Annotated in this window: 15 protein-coding genes; 14 read left to right on the forward strand and 1 reads right to left on the reverse strand. The window is 70.9% G+C overall.

From position 1 onward, the window contains the following. The first annotated feature begins 115 nt into the window (after positions 1–115). The 14 genes from pdxS (at position 116) to AB0D29_RS28020 (ending at position 14,809) form a co-directional block, all read left to right on the forward strand. Positions 116–1,033 (forward strand): pyridoxal 5'-phosphate synthase lyase subunit PdxS, encoded by a 918-nt coding sequence (pdxS, locus tag AB0D29_RS27955; protein WP_362857999.1) that lies wholly within the window; start codon positions 116–118, stop codon positions 1,031–1,033. A 4-nt stretch (positions 1,034–1,037) separates the two neighbouring features. Further along, on the forward strand, positions 1,038–1,628 hold the full coding sequence (pdxT, locus tag AB0D29_RS27960) for a pyridoxal 5'-phosphate synthase glutaminase subunit PdxT (RefSeq protein WP_362803182.1): 591 nt from the start codon (positions 1,038–1,040) through the stop codon (positions 1,626–1,628). Positions 1,629–1,685: 57 nt separating this feature from the next. After that, a complete protein-coding gene (locus tag AB0D29_RS27965; protein WP_008740481.1) occupies positions 1,686–2,438 on the forward strand; it encodes a YebC/PmpR family DNA-binding transcriptional regulator in 753 nt (250 codons plus the stop codon). Positions 2,439–2,620: 182 nt separating this feature from the next. Continuing rightward, positions 2,621–3,157, forward strand: coding sequence for a crossover junction endodeoxyribonuclease RuvC (ruvC, locus tag AB0D29_RS27970; RefSeq protein ID WP_362858001.1), 537 nt, complete (start codon positions 2,621–2,623; stop codon positions 3,155–3,157). Then, the gene (ruvA, locus tag AB0D29_RS27975; protein WP_362858003.1) at positions 3,154–3,786 is read left to right on the forward strand and encodes a Holliday junction branch migration protein RuvA; all 633 of its coding nucleotides are present in this window, start codon (positions 3,154–3,156) and stop codon (positions 3,784–3,786) included. Before ruvC ends, ruvA begins: the two co-directional genes overlap by 4 nt. Positions 3,787–4,037: 251 nt before the next feature. After that, entirely contained in the window at positions 4,038–5,111 is a 1,074-nt protein-coding gene (gene ruvB / locus AB0D29_RS27980; protein ID WP_362858006.1) for a Holliday junction branch migration DNA helicase RuvB, read from the forward strand. Between the two features lie 166 nt (positions 5,112–5,277). Continuing rightward, entirely contained in the window at positions 5,278–5,754 is a 477-nt protein-coding gene (gene yajC / locus AB0D29_RS27985; RefSeq protein WP_362858008.1) for a preprotein translocase subunit YajC, read from the forward strand. Positions 5,755–5,907: 153 nt separating this feature from the next. After that, positions 5,908–7,695 (forward strand): protein translocase subunit SecD, encoded by a 1,788-nt coding sequence (gene secD / locus AB0D29_RS27990; protein WP_362858009.1) that lies wholly within the window; start codon positions 5,908–5,910, stop codon positions 7,693–7,695. 3 nt (positions 7,696–7,698) lie between these two features. Continuing rightward, a complete protein-coding gene (gene secF / locus AB0D29_RS27995) occupies positions 7,699–8,754 on the forward strand; it encodes a protein translocase subunit SecF (RefSeq protein ID WP_362858010.1) in 1,056 nt (351 codons plus the stop codon). 8 nt (positions 8,755–8,762) lie between these two features. Beyond that, complete coding sequence (locus AB0D29_RS28000; RefSeq protein ID WP_362858050.1) at positions 8,763–9,305, forward strand: adenine phosphoribosyltransferase; 543 nt, start codon at positions 8,763–8,765, stop codon at positions 9,303–9,305. 236 nt (positions 9,306–9,541) lie between these two features. Next, positions 9,542–11,965 (forward strand): bifunctional (p)ppGpp synthetase/guanosine-3',5'-bis(diphosphate) 3'-pyrophosphohydrolase, encoded by a 2,424-nt coding sequence (locus tag AB0D29_RS28005; RefSeq protein ID WP_362858011.1) that lies wholly within the window; start codon positions 9,542–9,544, stop codon positions 11,963–11,965. Between the two features lie 25 nt (positions 11,966–11,990). Then, positions 11,991–13,313, forward strand: a complete 1,323-nt coding sequence (locus AB0D29_RS28010; protein WP_362858013.1) for a serine/threonine-protein kinase — start codon at positions 11,991–11,993, stop codon at positions 13,311–13,313. Next, positions 13,306–13,683, forward strand: coding sequence for a hypothetical protein (locus AB0D29_RS28015; RefSeq protein ID WP_362858014.1), 378 nt, complete (start codon positions 13,306–13,308; stop codon positions 13,681–13,683). The genes AB0D29_RS28010 and AB0D29_RS28015 overlap by 8 nt, the downstream gene beginning before the upstream one ends. Further along, positions 13,667–14,809: a caspase family protein gene (locus AB0D29_RS28020; protein WP_362858016.1), complete on the forward strand. Its 1,143-nt coding sequence runs from the start codon at positions 13,667–13,669 to the stop codon at positions 14,807–14,809. Before AB0D29_RS28015 ends, AB0D29_RS28020 begins: the two co-directional genes overlap by 17 nt. A 66-nt stretch (positions 14,810–14,875) precedes the next feature. On the opposite strand, the gene AB0D29_RS28025 is transcribed toward AB0D29_RS28020, so the two are convergent. Continuing rightward, complete coding sequence (locus AB0D29_RS28025; protein WP_362858017.1) at positions 14,876–16,105, reverse strand: DUF349 domain-containing protein; 1,230 nt, start codon at positions 16,103–16,105, stop codon at positions 14,876–14,878. Positions 16,106–16,120 lie beyond the last annotated feature (15 nt).

The following is a 16,120-nucleotide window of genomic DNA, read 5'->3' on the forward strand; positions in this document are numbered from 1 at the left end:
ACAAATGAAGGAGCCACAGGCTCCACATTGGCCCTTGTAGTGGACTGGCCCGTGGGGTTTCCTCGGCCAGGTAGTCCCGTCTTCCTTTCGAGTTCCCTTCGAGTGAGGTCAATCCGTGAGCACGCTTCCCACCTCCCCCCAGTCCGCCGAGTCGGCGATCGGCACCTCGCGCGTCAAGCGCGGCATGGCCGAGCAGCTGAAGGGCGGCGTGATCATGGACGTGGTCAACGCCGAGCAGGCGAAGATCGCCGAGGACGCGGGCGCCGTCGCCGTCATGGCCCTCGAGCGGGTCCCGGCCGACATCCGCAAGGACGGCGGGGTCGCCCGCATGTCCGACCCCAACATGATCGAAGAGATCATCGAGGCCGTCTCCATCCCGGTCATGGCCAAGTCCCGCATCGGCCACTTCGTCGAGGCCCAGGTCCTGCAGTCCCTCGGCGTCGACTACATCGACGAGTCCGAGGTCCTGACCCCGGCCGACGAGGTCAACCACTCCGACAAGTGGGCGTTCACCACCCCCTTCGTCTGCGGTGCCACCAACCTGGGCGAGGCCCTGCGCCGCATCGCCGAGGGCGCGGCCATGATCCGCTCGAAGGGCGAGGCCGGCACCGGCAACGTCGTCGAGGCCGTCCGTCACCTGCGCCAGATCAAGAACGAGATCGCCCGCCTGCGCGGCTACGACAACAACGAGCTGTTCGCCGCCGCCAAGGACCTGCGCGCCCCGTACGAGCTGGTCAAGGAGGTCGCCGAGCTCGGCAAGCTCCCCGTCGTGCTGTTCTCCGCCGGTGGCGTCGCCACCCCCGCCGACGCCGCGCTGATGCGCCAGCTCGGTGCCGAGGGCGTCTTCGTCGGCTCCGGCATCTTCAAGTCGGGCGACCCGGCCAAGCGTGCCGCCGCCATCGTGAAGGCCACCACCTTCTACGACGACCCGAAGATCATCGCGGACGCCTCCCGCAACCTGGGCGAGGCCATGGTCGGCATCAACTGCGACACCCTCCCCGAGTCCGAGCGCTACGCCAACCGCGGCTGGTAGTCATATGAGCACCCCCGTGATCGGTGTCCTGGCTCTCCAGGGCGACGTACGGGAGCACCTGATCGCCCTGGCCGCGGCGGACGCCGTGGCCAGGCCGGTCCGGCGTCCCGAGGAGCTCGCCGAGATCGACGCCCTGGTGATCCCCGGCGGCGAGTCCACGACCATGTCTAAGCTGGCCGTGCTGTTCGGCATGCTGGAGCCGCTGCGCGAGCGCGTGGCCGCCGGCATGCCCGTGTACGGCACCTGCGCCGGCATGATCATGCTGGCCGACAAGCTCCTGGACGGCCGTGAGGACCAGGAGACCCTGGGCGGCATCGACATGATCGTCCGCCGCAACGCCTTCGGCCGCCAGAACGAGTCCTTCGAGGCGAAGATCGACTTCGCTGGCATCGAGGGCGGCCCGGTGGAGGGCGTCTTCATCCGCGCCCCCTGGGTCGAGTCCGTCGGCGGCGCCGCCGAGGTGCTCGCCACGTACGACGGCCACACGGTCGCCGTCCGCCAGGGCAACGTCCTCGCGACCTCGTTCCACCCCGAGCTGACCGGAGACGACCGAGTTCACGCGTACTTCGTCGACATGGTGCGCGCGGGGCTGTAACGGCGTCCCGGTAGGATCTGAGGCGAACATTGTTGGTGACGCGAAGGAGACAGGCAGATGTCCGGCCACTCTAAATGGGCTACGACGAAGCACAAGAAGGCCGTGGTTGACGCCAAGCGCGGCAAGCTCTTCGCGAAGCTGATCAAGAACATCGAGGTCGCGGCCCGTATGGGCGGTGCCGACATCGACGGCAACCCGACCCTCTTCGACGCCATCCAGAAGGCCAAGAAGAGCTCGGTACCGAACAAGAACATCGACTCCGCGGTCAAGCGCGGCGGCGGCCTCGAGGCCGGCGGCGCCGACTACGAGACGATCATGTACGAGGGCTACGGCCCGAACGGCGTCGCGGTGCTCATCGAGTGCCTCACTGACAACCGCAACCGCGCCGCCTCCGACGTCCGCGTCGCCATGACCCGCAACGGCGGCTCGATGGCCGACCCGGGCTCGGTCTCGTACCTGTTCAACCGCAAGGGTGTCGTCCTCCTGCCCAAGGGCGAGCTCTCCGAGGACGACGTCCTGGAGACGGTGCTCGAGGCCGGTGCCGAAGAGGTCAACGACCTCGGCGAGAGCTTCGAGATCATCAGCGAGGCCACCGACATGGTCGCGGTCCGCACCGCGCTCCAGGAGGCGGGCATCGACTACGACTCGGCCGACTCCAATTTCCTGCCGACCATGCAGGTCGAGCTGGACGAAGAGGGCGCGCGCAAGATCTTCAAGCTGATCGACGCGCTGGAGGACAGCGACGACGTGCAGAACGTCTTCGCCAACTTCGACGTCTCGGACGAGGTCATGGAGAAGGTCGACGCCTGACCCCTCTTTGCGGCTGAACCGCCGCCGCTCTCGCGGAGGTGGTTGCTCGCCGTCGGGGTTGCTCAATCGATGGTTGCTGTTTTCGGCGGGCCGACAGGACACACCTGTCGGCCCGCCGCTTTGTCAGTGGCACCCGATAGCCTGCACCGACACGGACGGGTGATCGAAAGAGGGGGTGCGGGGTGCGCGTACTGGGCGTGGACCCGGGGCTGACGCGATGTGGTGTCGGCGTCGTCGAAGGTGTCGCCGGCCGCCCCCTGACCATGCTCGGGGTGGGGGTCGTACGCACCCCCGCGGACGCGGAGTTGGGCAACCGGCTCGTCGCCATCGAGCAGGGCATCGAGGAATGGCTCGACACCCACCGGCCCGAAGTCGTCGCCGTGGAGCGGGTGTTCAGCCAGCACAACGTCAGCACCGTGATGGGGACCGCCCAGGCGAGCGCCGTCGCGATGCTGTGCGCCGCGCGCCGCGGGATACCGGTCGCCCTGCACACGCCGAGCGAGGTCAAGGCCGCCGTCACCGGCAGCGGCCGGGCCGACAAGGCCCAGGTCGGCGCGATGGTCACCCGGCTGCTGCGGCTGGCCGAACCACCCAAACCGGCGGACGCCGCCGACGCCCTCGCCCTCGCCATCTGCCACATCTGGCGGGCCCCCGCCCAGAACCGCCTCCAGCAGGCGGTCGCCCTGCACGCCTCTGGCTCGAAAGGCCGTACCCGATGATCGCCTTCGTCAGCGGCGCGGTCGCCGCGCTCGCCCCCACCCTTGCCGTGATCGAGGTCGGGGGAGTGGGCATGGCCGTGCAGTGCACGCCGAACACCATCGCCGGCCTGCGGATCGGGGAGCAGGCCCGGCTGGCCACCTCCCTGGTCGTACGGGAGGACTCGCTCACCCTGTACGGATTCGCCGACGACGACGAGCGGCAGGTCTTCGAGCTCCTGCAGGGCGCGAGCGGGGTCGGGCCGAGGCTGGCGCAGGCGATGCTCGGGGTGCACAGTCCGGACGCGCTGCGGCTGGCCGTCTCCACGGGGGACGAGAAGGCGCTGGTGGCGGTGCCCGGCATCGGCAAGAAGGGTGCGCAGAAGCTGCTGCTGGAGCTGAAGGGCAAGCTGGGCGCTCCGCTGGGCGCGAGCGGGCTGGTGGGGGCGCAGCGGGCCGTGGCCACGGGGCCCGCCCCGTGGACGGAACAGCTGTCCGCCGCGCTGATCGGGCTGGGCTACGCGTCGCGCGAAGCGGAGGAGGCCGTATCGGCGGTGACGCCGCAGGCCGAGGCCGCCATTGCCGCCGGCGGTTCGGCCCCGGTCCCGCAGCTCCTGCGAGCCGCCCTGCAGTCCCTGAACCGAGCCCGCTAGCCGCGCGCCGCCGGGGCCCAAAGACCGGGGCTCCGCCCCGGACCCTCCCCCAGACTCCGTCCGGGGGACCCCCCTCCTCAAACGCCGGAGGGGCTGGGTTTGGCCAGGCGACTGGATTTGGGCCAGGGGGGCGGATTGCCCGCACGGCAATTCAGCCCCGCCGGCGTTTGAGGCGCGGGGCCGGGCAGCGCCCGGGAAACGCACCCGCAGGGCTCGACCACCCGTACGAACCGAGAAGGCAGACTGACACCGTGAACTGGGACGACGAGACCAACGCAGACGAGAGCGAGCGAATCGTCGCGGCCTCGGCCGACGGGGAGGACACCGCCGTGGAGGCGGCGCTGCGGCCCAAGGACCTCGGGGAGTTCGTCGGCCAGGAGAAGGTCCGCCAGCAGCTGGACCTCGTCCTGAAGGCGGCCAGGCAGCGCGGGGCCACCGCCGATCACGTCCTGCTCTCCGGCGCGCCCGGCCTCGGCAAGACCACGCTGTCGATGATCATCGCGGCCGAGATGGGCGCACCCATCCGCATCACCTCCGGCCCCGCCATCCAGCACGCCGGCGACCTCGCCGCCATCCTGTCCTCCCTCCAGGAGGGCGAGGTCCTCTTCCTCGACGAGATCCACCGCATGTCCCGGCCCGCCGAGGAGATGCTCTACATGGCCATGGAGGACTTCCGCGTCGACGTGATCGTCGGCAAGGGTCCCGGGGCCACCGCGATCCCGCTGGAGCTGCCGCCCTTCACCCTGGTCGGGGCCACCACCCGGGCCGGACTGCTGCCGCCGCCGCTGCGGGACCGCTTCGGGTTCACCGGGCACATGGAGTTCTACGCCCCCGAGGAGCTGGAGCGCGTCATCCACCGCTCCGCCCGCCTCCTCGACGTGGAGATCGACACCGACGGCGCCGCCGAGATCGCCGGGCGCTCCCGCGGCACCCCGCGCATCGCGAACCGCCTGCTGCGCCGCGTCCGCGACTACGCCCAGGTCCGGGCGGACGGTGTGATCAACCGCGAGGTGGCCGGTACCGCCCTCCAGGTGTACGAGGTGGACGCGCGCGGCCTCGACCGGCTGGACCGGGCCGTCCTGGAGGCGCTGCTGAAACTGTTCGGCGGTGGCCCCGTCGGGCTGTCCACCCTCGCCGTGGCCGTGGGCGAGGAGCGGGAGACCGTGGAAGAGGTCGCGGAGCCCTTCCTGGTCCGTGAGGGCCTGCTCGCGCGCACCCCCCGGGGGCGGGTCGCGACGCCCGCCGCATGGGCTCACCTGGGGCTCGTCCCGCCGCAGCACGGTGGGAGTGGATCAAGCGGACAACAGGGCTTGTTCGGGGCCTGACGGCGCGGAGGTTCGCCCCCTCAGGAACTGCGGTGCCATGCTGGGCGTTGTTCCATCGGTGCGGACTCGCCTAGACTCCGCCGATGCCGACCCTTCGGGTCGGTGTGCCCACCCCCCGTAGAAAAGGCCGCCGTCCGCGTGCGGTCGTGCGAAGGATCTCCGTCCCGTGAATCTCGTGACACTCCTCCCGTTCATCGTGCTCATCGGGGCGATGTTCCTGATGACCCGCTCCGCGAAGAAGAAGCAGCAGGCAGCCGCGCAGATGCGCGACCACATGACGCCCGGCACCGGGGTCCGCACCATCGGCGGCATGTACGCCACGGTGAAGGAGATCGGTGACGACACGGTCACCCTCGAGGTGGCCCCCGGCGTCCACGCGATCTTCGCGAAGAACGCCATCGGCGCCGTTCTCGAGGACGCGGAGTACAACCGCATCGTCCACGGCATCAGCGATGACGTGACGACCGACACGCCGGCCGTCCCGGACGACGCCTCCTCCCTCACCGAGGAGCCGAAGACGGACCTCACCAAGGACAAGGGCGAGGACGAGGCTCCCAAGCTCGACCTGGGCAAGAAGGACGGGCCCGAGGGCGACGAAGAGCCCAAGGACGGCAAGACCGACGGCGAGGCCGGCGCGAAGTAGCGCGCGGCCGGGGACCGTGGAGGCGCCGGACCGGCGGCCGTCGCGGTCCCCGTCAGTGACACTTCTGCGGGGGGCAGGGGTCCCCACCACACATTTCGTGGCCGTCCGCGCGCTGACCCGGCGCGGGGCGGTTGGACAGGGAGAAACGACAAGGTGGCAGCACCGAAGAAGGGCCGGCGGCCCACGGGGGCTCAGGGGAGGCCGGGGCGTGCCCTGGCGATCATCCTGATCGCGATGGTGGCGCTCACCGCGGGGATGTTCATCTCCAAGCAGACGACTCCCCGGCTGGGCATCGACCTCGCCGGCGGCACGAGCATCACGCTCAAGGCCAAGAGCGAGCCCGGCAAAGAGAACGCCATCAACGAGACCAACATGAACACGGCGGTCGGCATCATCGACCGCCGCGTCAACGGTCTCGGCGTGTCCGAGGCGGAGGTCCAGACCCAGGGCCGCGACCACATCATCGTGAACATCCCCAAGGGGACGAACGAGCAGCAGGCGCGCGAGCAGGTCGGCACGACCGCCCAGCTCTACTTCCGCCCGGTCATCGCGTTCGCGGACGGCACCCCCGCCGCGCCCGAGGGCACCCAGAGCCCGAGCCCCTCCGCGAGCGGCTCCGGTGCCCCCAAGGCCGAGGACGGCAAGAAGGCCAGCCCCTCCGCCACCCCGTCGTCCAGCGCCACTTCCCAGGGCCGTGCGCTCAGCGAGGCCCTCAAGGCCCCGGCAGCCACCGCCACTCCCTCGCCCTCGGCGAGCGAGTCGAAGAAGGCAGACGACACCAAGGCTCCGTCGCCGTCCGCGTCCGCTCCCGCGACGGGTGACGACGCGGCCGCCGCCGACCTGCAGGCCAAGTTCGCCGCGCTCGACTGCACGGACGAGAAGCAGCGCGCCGCCATCAAGGGCGCCAAGCCCACGGACCCGACGCTCGCCTGCGGTCAGCGCGGCGGGGCCTGGGGCAAGTGGGTCCTGGGCCCGGCCGCCGTCGAGGGCAAGGACGTGAAGAGCGCCAAGGGCGTCATCGACCCGCAGTCGGGTCAGTGGATCGTCACGATGGACTTCAACGACCGCGGTTCCGACGCCTTCGCGAAGGTCACCGGCGAGCTGGCGGCCAAGCAGATGCCGCAGAACCAGTTCGCCATCGTGCTCGACGGCGACGTGGTCTCCGACCCCTCCGTCAGCCAGGCGATCATGGGCGGCAACGCCCAGATCTCGGGTGGCTTCACCCAGCAGTCCGCGCAGGACCTGGGCAACATGCTCTCGTACGGCGCCCTGCCGCTCTCCTTCAGCGAGGACAGCGTCACCACCGTCACCGCCGCGCTCGGCGGCGAGCAGCTGCGGGCCGGCCTGATCGCCGGTGCCATCGGTCTGCTGCTCGTGGTGATCTACCTGCTGGTGTACTACCGGGGCCTGGCGTTCGTCGCCATCCTGAGCCTCCTGGTCTCCGCGATCCTGACCTACACGATCATGGCGCTGCTCGGAAAGGGCATCGGCTTCGCGCTGAACCTGCCCGCCGTCTGTGGTGCGATCGTGGCGATCGGCATCACGGCGGACTCGTTCATCGTGTACTTCGAGCGCATCCGCGACGAGATCCGCGAGGGCCGCACCCTGCGTCCGGCCGTCGAGCGGGCCTGGCCGCGCGCCCGGCGCACGATCCTGGTCTCCGACTTCGTGTCGTTCCTCGCCGCCGCGGTGCTGTTCATCGTGACCGTCGGCAAGGTGCAGGGCTTCGCCTTCACCCTGGGTCTGACGACCCTGCTCGACGTGGTCGTGGTGTTCCTCTTCACCAAGCCCGTCATGACGCTGCTGGCGCGCACGAAGTTCTTCGCCAGCGGTCACCCGTGGTCCGGGCTGGACCCGAAGCGGCTGGGTGCCAAGCCCCCGCTGCGCCGGTCCCGCCGTACCGGTTCCGCCCCCGCCCCCGTCGAAGCAAAGGAGGCGTGAGAGATGTCGAAGCTGGGAGATCTCGGCGCCAAGCTGTACCGCGGTGAGGTCGGCTACGACTTCGTCGGCAAGCGTTTTCTCTGGTACGGCGTTTCCATCCTGATCACCATCACGGCGATCGTGGCCCTGGCGGTTCAGGGTCTCAACATGGGCATCGAGTTCAAGGGCGGTGCCGTCTTCACCACCCCGAAGACGACCGTCTCCGTGGCCAAGGCGACGGAAGCCGCGGAGAAGGCCTCGGGCCACGACGCGATCGTCCAGGAGCTCGGCACCGGCGGCCTGCGGATCCAGATCTCCGGTCTGGACACCGACGCCGCGACGGACGTCAAGAAGGTCCTCGCCACCGACCTCAAGGTCACCGAGGCCGACATCAACGCCGACCTGGTCGGTCCCAGCTGGGGCGAGCAGATCGCGAACAAGGCCTGGACCGGCCTGGGCGTCTTCATGGTCCTCGTGGTGATCTACCTGGCCATCGCCTTCGAGTGGCGGATGGCGGTCGCCGCGCTGATCGCCCTGATCCACGACCTCACCATCACCGTCGGCGTGTACGCGCTCGTCGGCTTCGAGGTCACGCCGGGCACGGTCATCGGTCTGCTGACGATCCTCGGTTACTCCCTCTACGACACCGTCGTCGTCTTCGACGGTCTCAAGGAGGGTTCGAAGGACATCACCAAGCAGACCCGCTGGACGTACAGCGAGGTCGCCAACCGCAGCATCAACGGCACCCTGGTCCGCTCGATCAACACCACGGTCGTCGCGCTCCTCCCGGTCGCCGCGCTGCTGTTCATCGGCGGCGGCTTCCTGGGCGCCGGCATGCTGAACGACATCTCGCTGTCGCTGTTCGTCGGCCTCGCGGCCGGTGCGTACTCCTCGATCTTCATCGCGACCCCGCTGGTCGTGGACCTCAAGGAGCGCGAGCCGGCGATGAAGGCCCTGAAGAAGCGGGTGCTCGCGAAGCGGGCGGCCGCGGCGGCCAAGGGCGAGTCCCCGGACGACGACTACGCGTCCGAGGACGAGCCGCAGATCGTGGCGCAGGGCCGGCCGGGGCGGCGGCGTTGAGCGCGCCGCTGTCCGAGGACGTACGGGCCCTGCTGCTCGCACGGATCAAGGACGTCCCGGACTACCCCGAGCCGGGCGTGATGTTCAAGGACATCACCCCGCTGCTGGCCGACCCGAAGGCCTTCGCGGCCCTGACGGACGCGCTGGTGGAGCTGGCCGGACGGTACGGGGCGACGAAGATCGTCGGACTGGAGGCGCGGGGGTTCATCCTGGCGGCCCCGGTGGCCGTGCAGGCCGGTATCGGCTTCGTGCCGGTGCGCAAGGCCGGAAAGCTGCCGGGTGCGACGCTCGCGCAGTCGTACTCGCTGGAGTACGGCACCGCGGAGATCGAGGTCCACGCGGAGGACCTGGCGGCGGGTGACCGGGTCATGGTCATCGACGACGTGCTGGCCACCGGTGGTACCGCCGAGGCCTCGCTCTCGCTGATCCGGCGGGCCGGGGCCGAGGTCGCTGGCGTGGCGGTCCTGATGGAACTGTCGTTCCTCCCGGGCCGGGCCAAGCTGGCCCCGGCGCTGGACGGGGCTCCGTTGGACGCGCTGATCGTGGTCTGACCCTGCTGTGCCGAAGCGGCGGGCATCCGGTTACTCCGGGTGCCCGCCGCTTCCGTGTGCGGCCCCGCTGCCGGGGCCGGCCCCCCGTGCCCCGGAAGCGCGGCCGCCCGAGCGTTCGAGGCGCGGGCTCGGGGAACGGGGTGGCGCAACGCTCGCTACCATGGGTTGTCCGGACCGGACACGGGCACCGGATCCTCCCCCACACTTAGTCCGGGGGGACCCCCAGAGGAGCGCTCTTGCCAGACGAGGTCCAGCCAATCTCCGCCGCGCAGCCCGACCCGAAGGCCGAGCCGGCCACGGCGGTTCCCGCTACGCCCCCGCCGGCCCCGCCGGTCAAGCCCGCGTCCGCGAAGTCGGCCGGCTCCTCGAACCGGGTGCGCGCCCGTCTCGCCCGGCTCGGCGTGCAGCGCTCGAACCCGTACAACCCGGTGCTGGAGCCCCTGCTCCGCATAGTCCGCAGCAACGACCCGAAGATCGAGACGTCGACGCTGCGCCAGCTCGAACAGGCCTACCAGGTCGCCGAGCGCTGGCACCGCGGCCAGAAGCGCAAGAGCGGCGACCCGTACATCACCCACCCGCTCGCGGTGACGACCATCCTCGCCGAGCTCGGCATGGACCCGGCCACCTTGATGGCCGGACTGCTGCACGACACCGTCGAGGACACCGAGTACGGCCTGGAGGACCTGCGCCGCGACTTCGGCGACGCCGTGGCCCTCCTCGTCGACGGCGTCACCAAGCTGGACCGGGTGAAGTTCGGCGAGGCCGCCCAGGCCGAGACGGTCCGCAAGATGGTCGTGGCGATGGCCAAGGACCCGCGCGTCCTCGTCATCAAGCTCGCCGACCGGCTGCACAACATGCGCACCATGCGCTACCTCAAGCGGGAGAAGCAGGAGAAGAAGGCCCGCGAGACGATCGAGATCTACGCCCCGCTGGCGCACCGGCTGGGCATGAACACGATCAAGTGGGAGCTGGAGGACCTCTCCTTCGCGATCCTCTACCCGAAGATGTACGACGAGATCGTCCGCCTGGTCGCCGAGCGGGCGCCCAAGCGCGACGAGTACCTCGCCGTCGTCACCGACGAGGTGATGGTCGACCTCAGGGCCGCCCGGATCAAGGCCACCGTCACGGGCCGGCCGAAGCACTACTACAGCGTCTACCAGAAGATGATCGTCCGCGGCCGCGACTTCGCGGAGATCTACGACCTGGTGGGCATCCGCGTCCTCGTCGACACCGTCCGGGACTGCTACGCGGCCCTCGGCACCGTGCACGCGCGCTGGAACCCGGTCCCCGGCCGGTTCAAGGACTACATCGCGATGCCCAAGTTCAACATGTACCAGTCGTTGCACACGACGGTCATCGGGCCCAGCGGCAAGCCCGTGGAACTGCAGATCCGCACCTTCGACATGCACCGCCGCGCCGAGTACGGCATCGCCGCGCACTGGAAGTACAAGCAGCAGACCGTCGCCGGCACCTCCAAGGTCCGTACCGACGTCCCGCAGGCCGCCAAGGGCAGCGCCGGCCAGGACACGGTCAACGACATGGCCTGGCTGCGTCAGCTGCTGGACTGGCAGAAGGAGACCGAGGACCCGGGCGAGTTCCTCGACTCGCTGCGCTTCGACCTCTCCCGCAACGAGGTCTTCGTCTTCACCCCCAAGGGCGACGTCATCGCGCTGCCCGCCGGTGCCACCCCCGTGGACTTCGCGTACGCCGTCCACACCGAGGTCGGCCACCGGACCATAGGCGCCAGGGTCAACGGCAGGCTCGTGCCGCTGGAGTCCACGCTCGACAACGGCGACCTGGTCGAGGTCTTCACCTCGAAGGCCGAGGGCGCGGGCCCGTCCCGCGACTGGCTGGGCTTCGTCAAGTCCCCGCGGGCCCGCAACAAGATCCGCGGCTGGTTCTCCAAGGAGCGCCGCGACGAGGCCATCGAGCACGGCAAGGACGCCCTCGCGCGGGCCATGCGCAAGCAGAACCTGCCCATCCAGCGCATCCTCACCGGTGACTCGCTCGTCACCCTCGCGCACGAGATGCGCTACCCCGACATCTCCTCCCTGTACGCGGCGATCGGCGAGGGCCACGTGGCCGCGCAGGGCGTCGTACAGAAGCTGGTGGCGGCCCTCGGCGGCGAGGAGGCGGCCAACGAGGACATCGAGGAGTCGATCCCGCCGGCGCGCGCCCGCAGCAAGCGGCGCAGCAACGCCGACCCGGGCGTCGTCGTCAAGGGCGTCGACGACGTGTGGGTCAAGCTGGCCCGCTGCTGCACCCCGGTGCCGGGCGACCCGATCATCGGCTTCGTCACCCGTGGCAGTGGCGTATCGGTTCACCGCGCGGACTGCGTCAACGTCGACTCGCTCTCCCAGCAGCCCGAACGGATGCTGGAGGTCGAGTGGGCGCCCACCCAGTCCTCGGTCTTCCTCGTCGCCATCCAGGTCGAGGCGCTGGACCGGTCCCGGCTGCTGTCGGACGTCACCCGGGTCCTCTCGGACCAGCACGTCAACATCCTCTCGGCGGCCGTCCAGACCTCCCGCGACCGGGTGGCCACCTCCCGGTTCACCTTCGAGATGGGCGACCCCAAGCACCTGGGCCACGTCCTGAAGGCCGTACGGGGCGTCGAGGGCGTCTACGACGTCTACCGGGTGACCTCCGCACGCAGGCCGTAGGATGATCCGCCGAGGGGGCGGCGACATGGGTGAAGGCGAGTTAGTCGAGAAGCGCCACCGGCTGCTGCGGCCACTGGGCCGCGGCAGCGTGGGCGTGGTGCACGAGGCGGAGGACACCAAGCTGCGGCGGCGCGTCGCGCTGAAGCTCCTCACGGAGGCGGCCGCCTTCGACGCCGACAGCGACGAGCGGGTCCGCTTCCACCGCGAGGCGGAGGCGCTGACCCGGCTCCACCACCCGGGCGTGATCACCCTGCACGAATCGGGTGAGCACAAGGGGACCCCGTACCTCGTCATGCAGCTCCTCGACGGGATGAACCTGGCCCAACTGGTGGAGCTCACCGGCCCGCTGACGGCGGCCGAGACGTCCTGGATCGGACTCGGCATGGCCGAGGCCCTCGAAGCGGTGCACGCGGCGGGCGTGCTGCACCGCGATCTGAAGCCCTCCAACGTCGGGGTCACCCGGGCCGGTGACGCCGTGATCCTCGACTTCGGACTCGCCCGGCTGGTCGGCGAGGCGGTGGTCACCGCCGCCGGGGTCCGGGTGGGGACCCCGCAGTACATGGCACCCGAGATCATGCAGGGCGGCAGGCCGTCCCGGGCGGGGGACCTGTACGCGCTGGGCGCCTGCCTCTACTTCCTGGCCACGGCCCAACTGCCGCTGGGGGACCGGGAGGACCTCGGCGCGGTCGTCCACCAGGCGGTGGACGCCGGCATCCCGCGCCTGCGCGGGCGCAACCCGTCCTACCCCACGGCGCTCACCGAGCTCATCGACTCCCTCTGCGCCCGCGACCCCGCCGACCGGCCGGCCTCGGCAGCCGAGGTCGTGGCCCGGCTCGGCGCCCTGGCCGACGGCGGACGGCAGAAGGTGGCGGACCACGTCGCGGCCCGGGTCCGGGACGAGGCGGTCCGGGCCGTCTTCGAGGAGCCCCCGGCCGCCGCCCCGGCCCCGCCCGGGGTGCTGCAGGCCGCGCAGGACGTGCCCGAGTACCTGTGGAAGGAAGACGCCCCGGCCCCGCAGCTCGTACCCGGCCACCCGAACCCCGTCACGCTCAGCAGGGGATTCCGGCTCACCGTCCTGAGCGAAGTGGACGAGCAGAAGGCCGCGTCACGGCTGCGCGAGGCCGTCAACCTCGTCCTGCGCGGCCGGATCGAAGAGGCCTCGCAGATGCTGTCGGTCCTCGCGTCCGCCTGCACCGCCTCGCTGGGACCCACCCACTCGACCACGCTCACCGTCGAGTACTGGCAGGGAGTCTGCCTCGCTCGGGTCGGCGCCCGCCACCCGGCCGTCGAGGTGTTCGCACGCGTCAACCAAGCGGTGGACCAACGAAAGGAATCGAACGGTGCTTGAGATCGCCGTACGCGTAGCGGAGACCGGGGACGACGAAGCGGCCCTGCGCTCCCTGCTGGGCTGGGTGCACGCGGACGAGACACTGGCCGGATCGGTGCGGGGCAGGGGGGCGGCCGAAGGGCCGACCGCTCCCGGCGGCATGGGCGGCGGCTTCGACCTCGTGCAGTTCGCCGTCTCCAGCGGCCTGTCCGTCAGCGCACTCGTCGTATCCGTCCTCCAGTGGCGGGCCGCCCTGCGCCGCCCCGCGGCCGTCACCCTCCGCCGGGGCGGCGTCGAGGTCCTGCTCGACGACCGGACCGCCGCCGACCCCGAGGCCGTCAGGAAGATCGTCGAGATCCTGGAGGCCCGGGTCGATGACGGCGCTCGCTGACCCGAGCCGCTCGCGCGCCGTACTCATCGGTACCGCCTCCTACCTGCACCTGGAACAGCTGCCGGCCGTGGAGACCAACCTCGTCGACCTGGCCACCGAGCTGTGCGACGCCACCGTGTGGGGGCTGCCCGTCCAGCACTGCACCGTCGTCGCCGACCCGCAGAGCCCCGCCGAGATGCTGGACCCCGTGCACCAGGCCGCCGACGAGGCCACCGACACCCTGCTGGTCTACTACTCCGGCCACGGCATGCGGGACCCCGACTCCGACGACCTCTACCTGGGCCTCGGCGGATCCCGCGACGGCGTCGGCTACTCCGCCGTCGCCTACCGGCACCTTCGCGCCGCCCTGCGCTCCGCCTGGGCCCGCCGCAAGGTCATCGTCCTCGACTGCTGCTTCAGCGGCCGGGCCGCCCTCACCCTGTCGGGCGGCACGGACACCATCGCCCACCAGGCCGCGGTCGACGGCGCGTACGTCCTGACCGCCGCCCCCCGCGACCGGGTGGCCCTGGCCCCGGACGGCGAGCCGCACACCGCCTTCACCGCCGAACTCCTGCACATCCTGAGACAGGGCGTCCCGGGCGCACCCGAGCTCCTGGACCTCGACACGCTCTACCGCGAGCTGACGTCACGCCTGCGCGCCAAGAACCGGCCCCTGCCCCAGAGGTCCCAGGAGAACGGCGTCGGCGCGCTCCAGCTGGCCCGCAACAAGGCCCGGGCCGGCGCCCACGCCCCGGCCGGTCCGGTGCTCGACGCCGACGTCCGGACGGCCGCCGTGGCGACCGGGCTCAACGTCGCCCGGATGCTGCGCCGCGAGGGCAACACCAGGGACGCACTGCCCGTGCTCCGCTTCGCCCTCCAGGAACAGCCGCCCGACGGGCAGGGCGCCGCCCTCTTCGCCGTCCAGCTGGAACTGTCGGAGATGCTCACCGAGACCGGTCAGCTCTCCGAGGCCACCGCGGTCCTCGAGTCCGCGTTCCAGCAGCTGCGCAAGGCGTACGGCCCGGAGGCCGTCCTCGTCTGCCGGCGCCTCGCCGGCCTGCTCCAGGAGTCCGGGAACCACATCCAGGCCTGCGAGGTACTGGGACGGGCCCTCGACATCAGCGAGGGCGAAACCCGCAGCCGGTGACGCACGCGGCGGGGCCCGGCGGTGAAGGATCACCACCGGGCCCCGGCACATCGGTGCGGCGTCGGCTCAGCCGCCGAACTCCTCCAGGCCCTTCAGCGCCTGGTCCAGCAGGGCCTGGCGGCCCTCCAGCTCGCGGGCCAGCTTGTCGGCCTTCGCGTTGTTGCCGGCGGCGCGCGCCGCGTCGATCTGCTCACGCAGCTTGTCGACCGCCGCCTGGAGCTGACCCGTCAGACCGGCCGCACGCGCCCGCGCCTCCGGGTTCGTACGACGCCACTCGCCCTCCTCGGCCTCCTGGATCGCCCGCTCCACCGCGTGCATCCGGCCCTCGACCTTCGGCCGGGCGTCCCGCGGCACGTGGCCGATGGCCTCCCAGCGCTCGTTGAGGGAGCGGAACGTGGCACGGGCCGACTTCAGGTCCGTGATCGGGACGAGCTTCTCGGCCTCCTCGGCCAGCTCCTCCTTCAGCTTCAGGTTCTCCACCTGCTCGGCGTCGCGCTCCGCGAACACCTCGCTGCGGGCCGCGAAGAACACGTCCTGCGCACCGCGGAAACGGTTCCACAGGTCGTCCTCGGACTCGCGCTGCGCCCGGCCCGCCGCCTTCCAGTCCGCCATCAGCTCGCGGTAGCGGGCGGCCGTCGGACCCCAGTCGGTCGACTTCGACAGCGACTCGGCCTCCGCGACCAGCTTCTCCTTGACCTTGCGGGCATCCTCGCGCTGCGCGTCCAGCGAGGCGAAGTGCGCCTTGCGGCGCTTGGAGAAGGCGGAACGGGCGTGCGAGAACCGGTGCCACAGCTCGTCGTCCGACTTGCGGTCCAGGCGCGGCAGCCCCTTCCAGATGTCGACCAGGGCGCGCAGCCGCTCGCCGGCGCTGCGCCACTGGTCGCTCTGCGCCAGCTGCTCGGCCTCGACGACCAGCGCGTCCTTGGCCGCACGGGCCTCGTCCGTCTGCTTCGCCTTCTGGGCCTTGCGCTCCTCGCGCCGCGACTCCACGGTCTCGACCAGCTTGTCCAGCCGCACGCGCAGGGCGCCGAGGTCGCCCACGGCGTGGTGCTCGTCGACCTGAGTGCGCAGGTGGTCGATCGCCGTCTGCGCGTCCTTGGCGGACAGATCAGTGGTCCGCACCCGCTTTTCGAGGAGGCCGATCTCCACCACCAGGCCCTCGTACTTGCGCTCGAAATAGGCCAGGGCCTCCTCAGGGGTGCCCGCCTGCCACGAACCGACGACCTGCTCGCCCTCGGAAGTACGCACGTACACGGTGCCCGTCTCGTCGACTCGGCCCCACGGGTCGCTGCTCACAGCGCCTCCTCCACC

It is taken from the genome of Streptomyces sp. NPDC048424, assembly GCF_040651555.1.
In the GTDB taxonomy this organism is placed as follows: domain Bacteria; phylum Actinomycetota; class Actinomycetes; order Streptomycetales; family Streptomycetaceae; genus Streptomyces.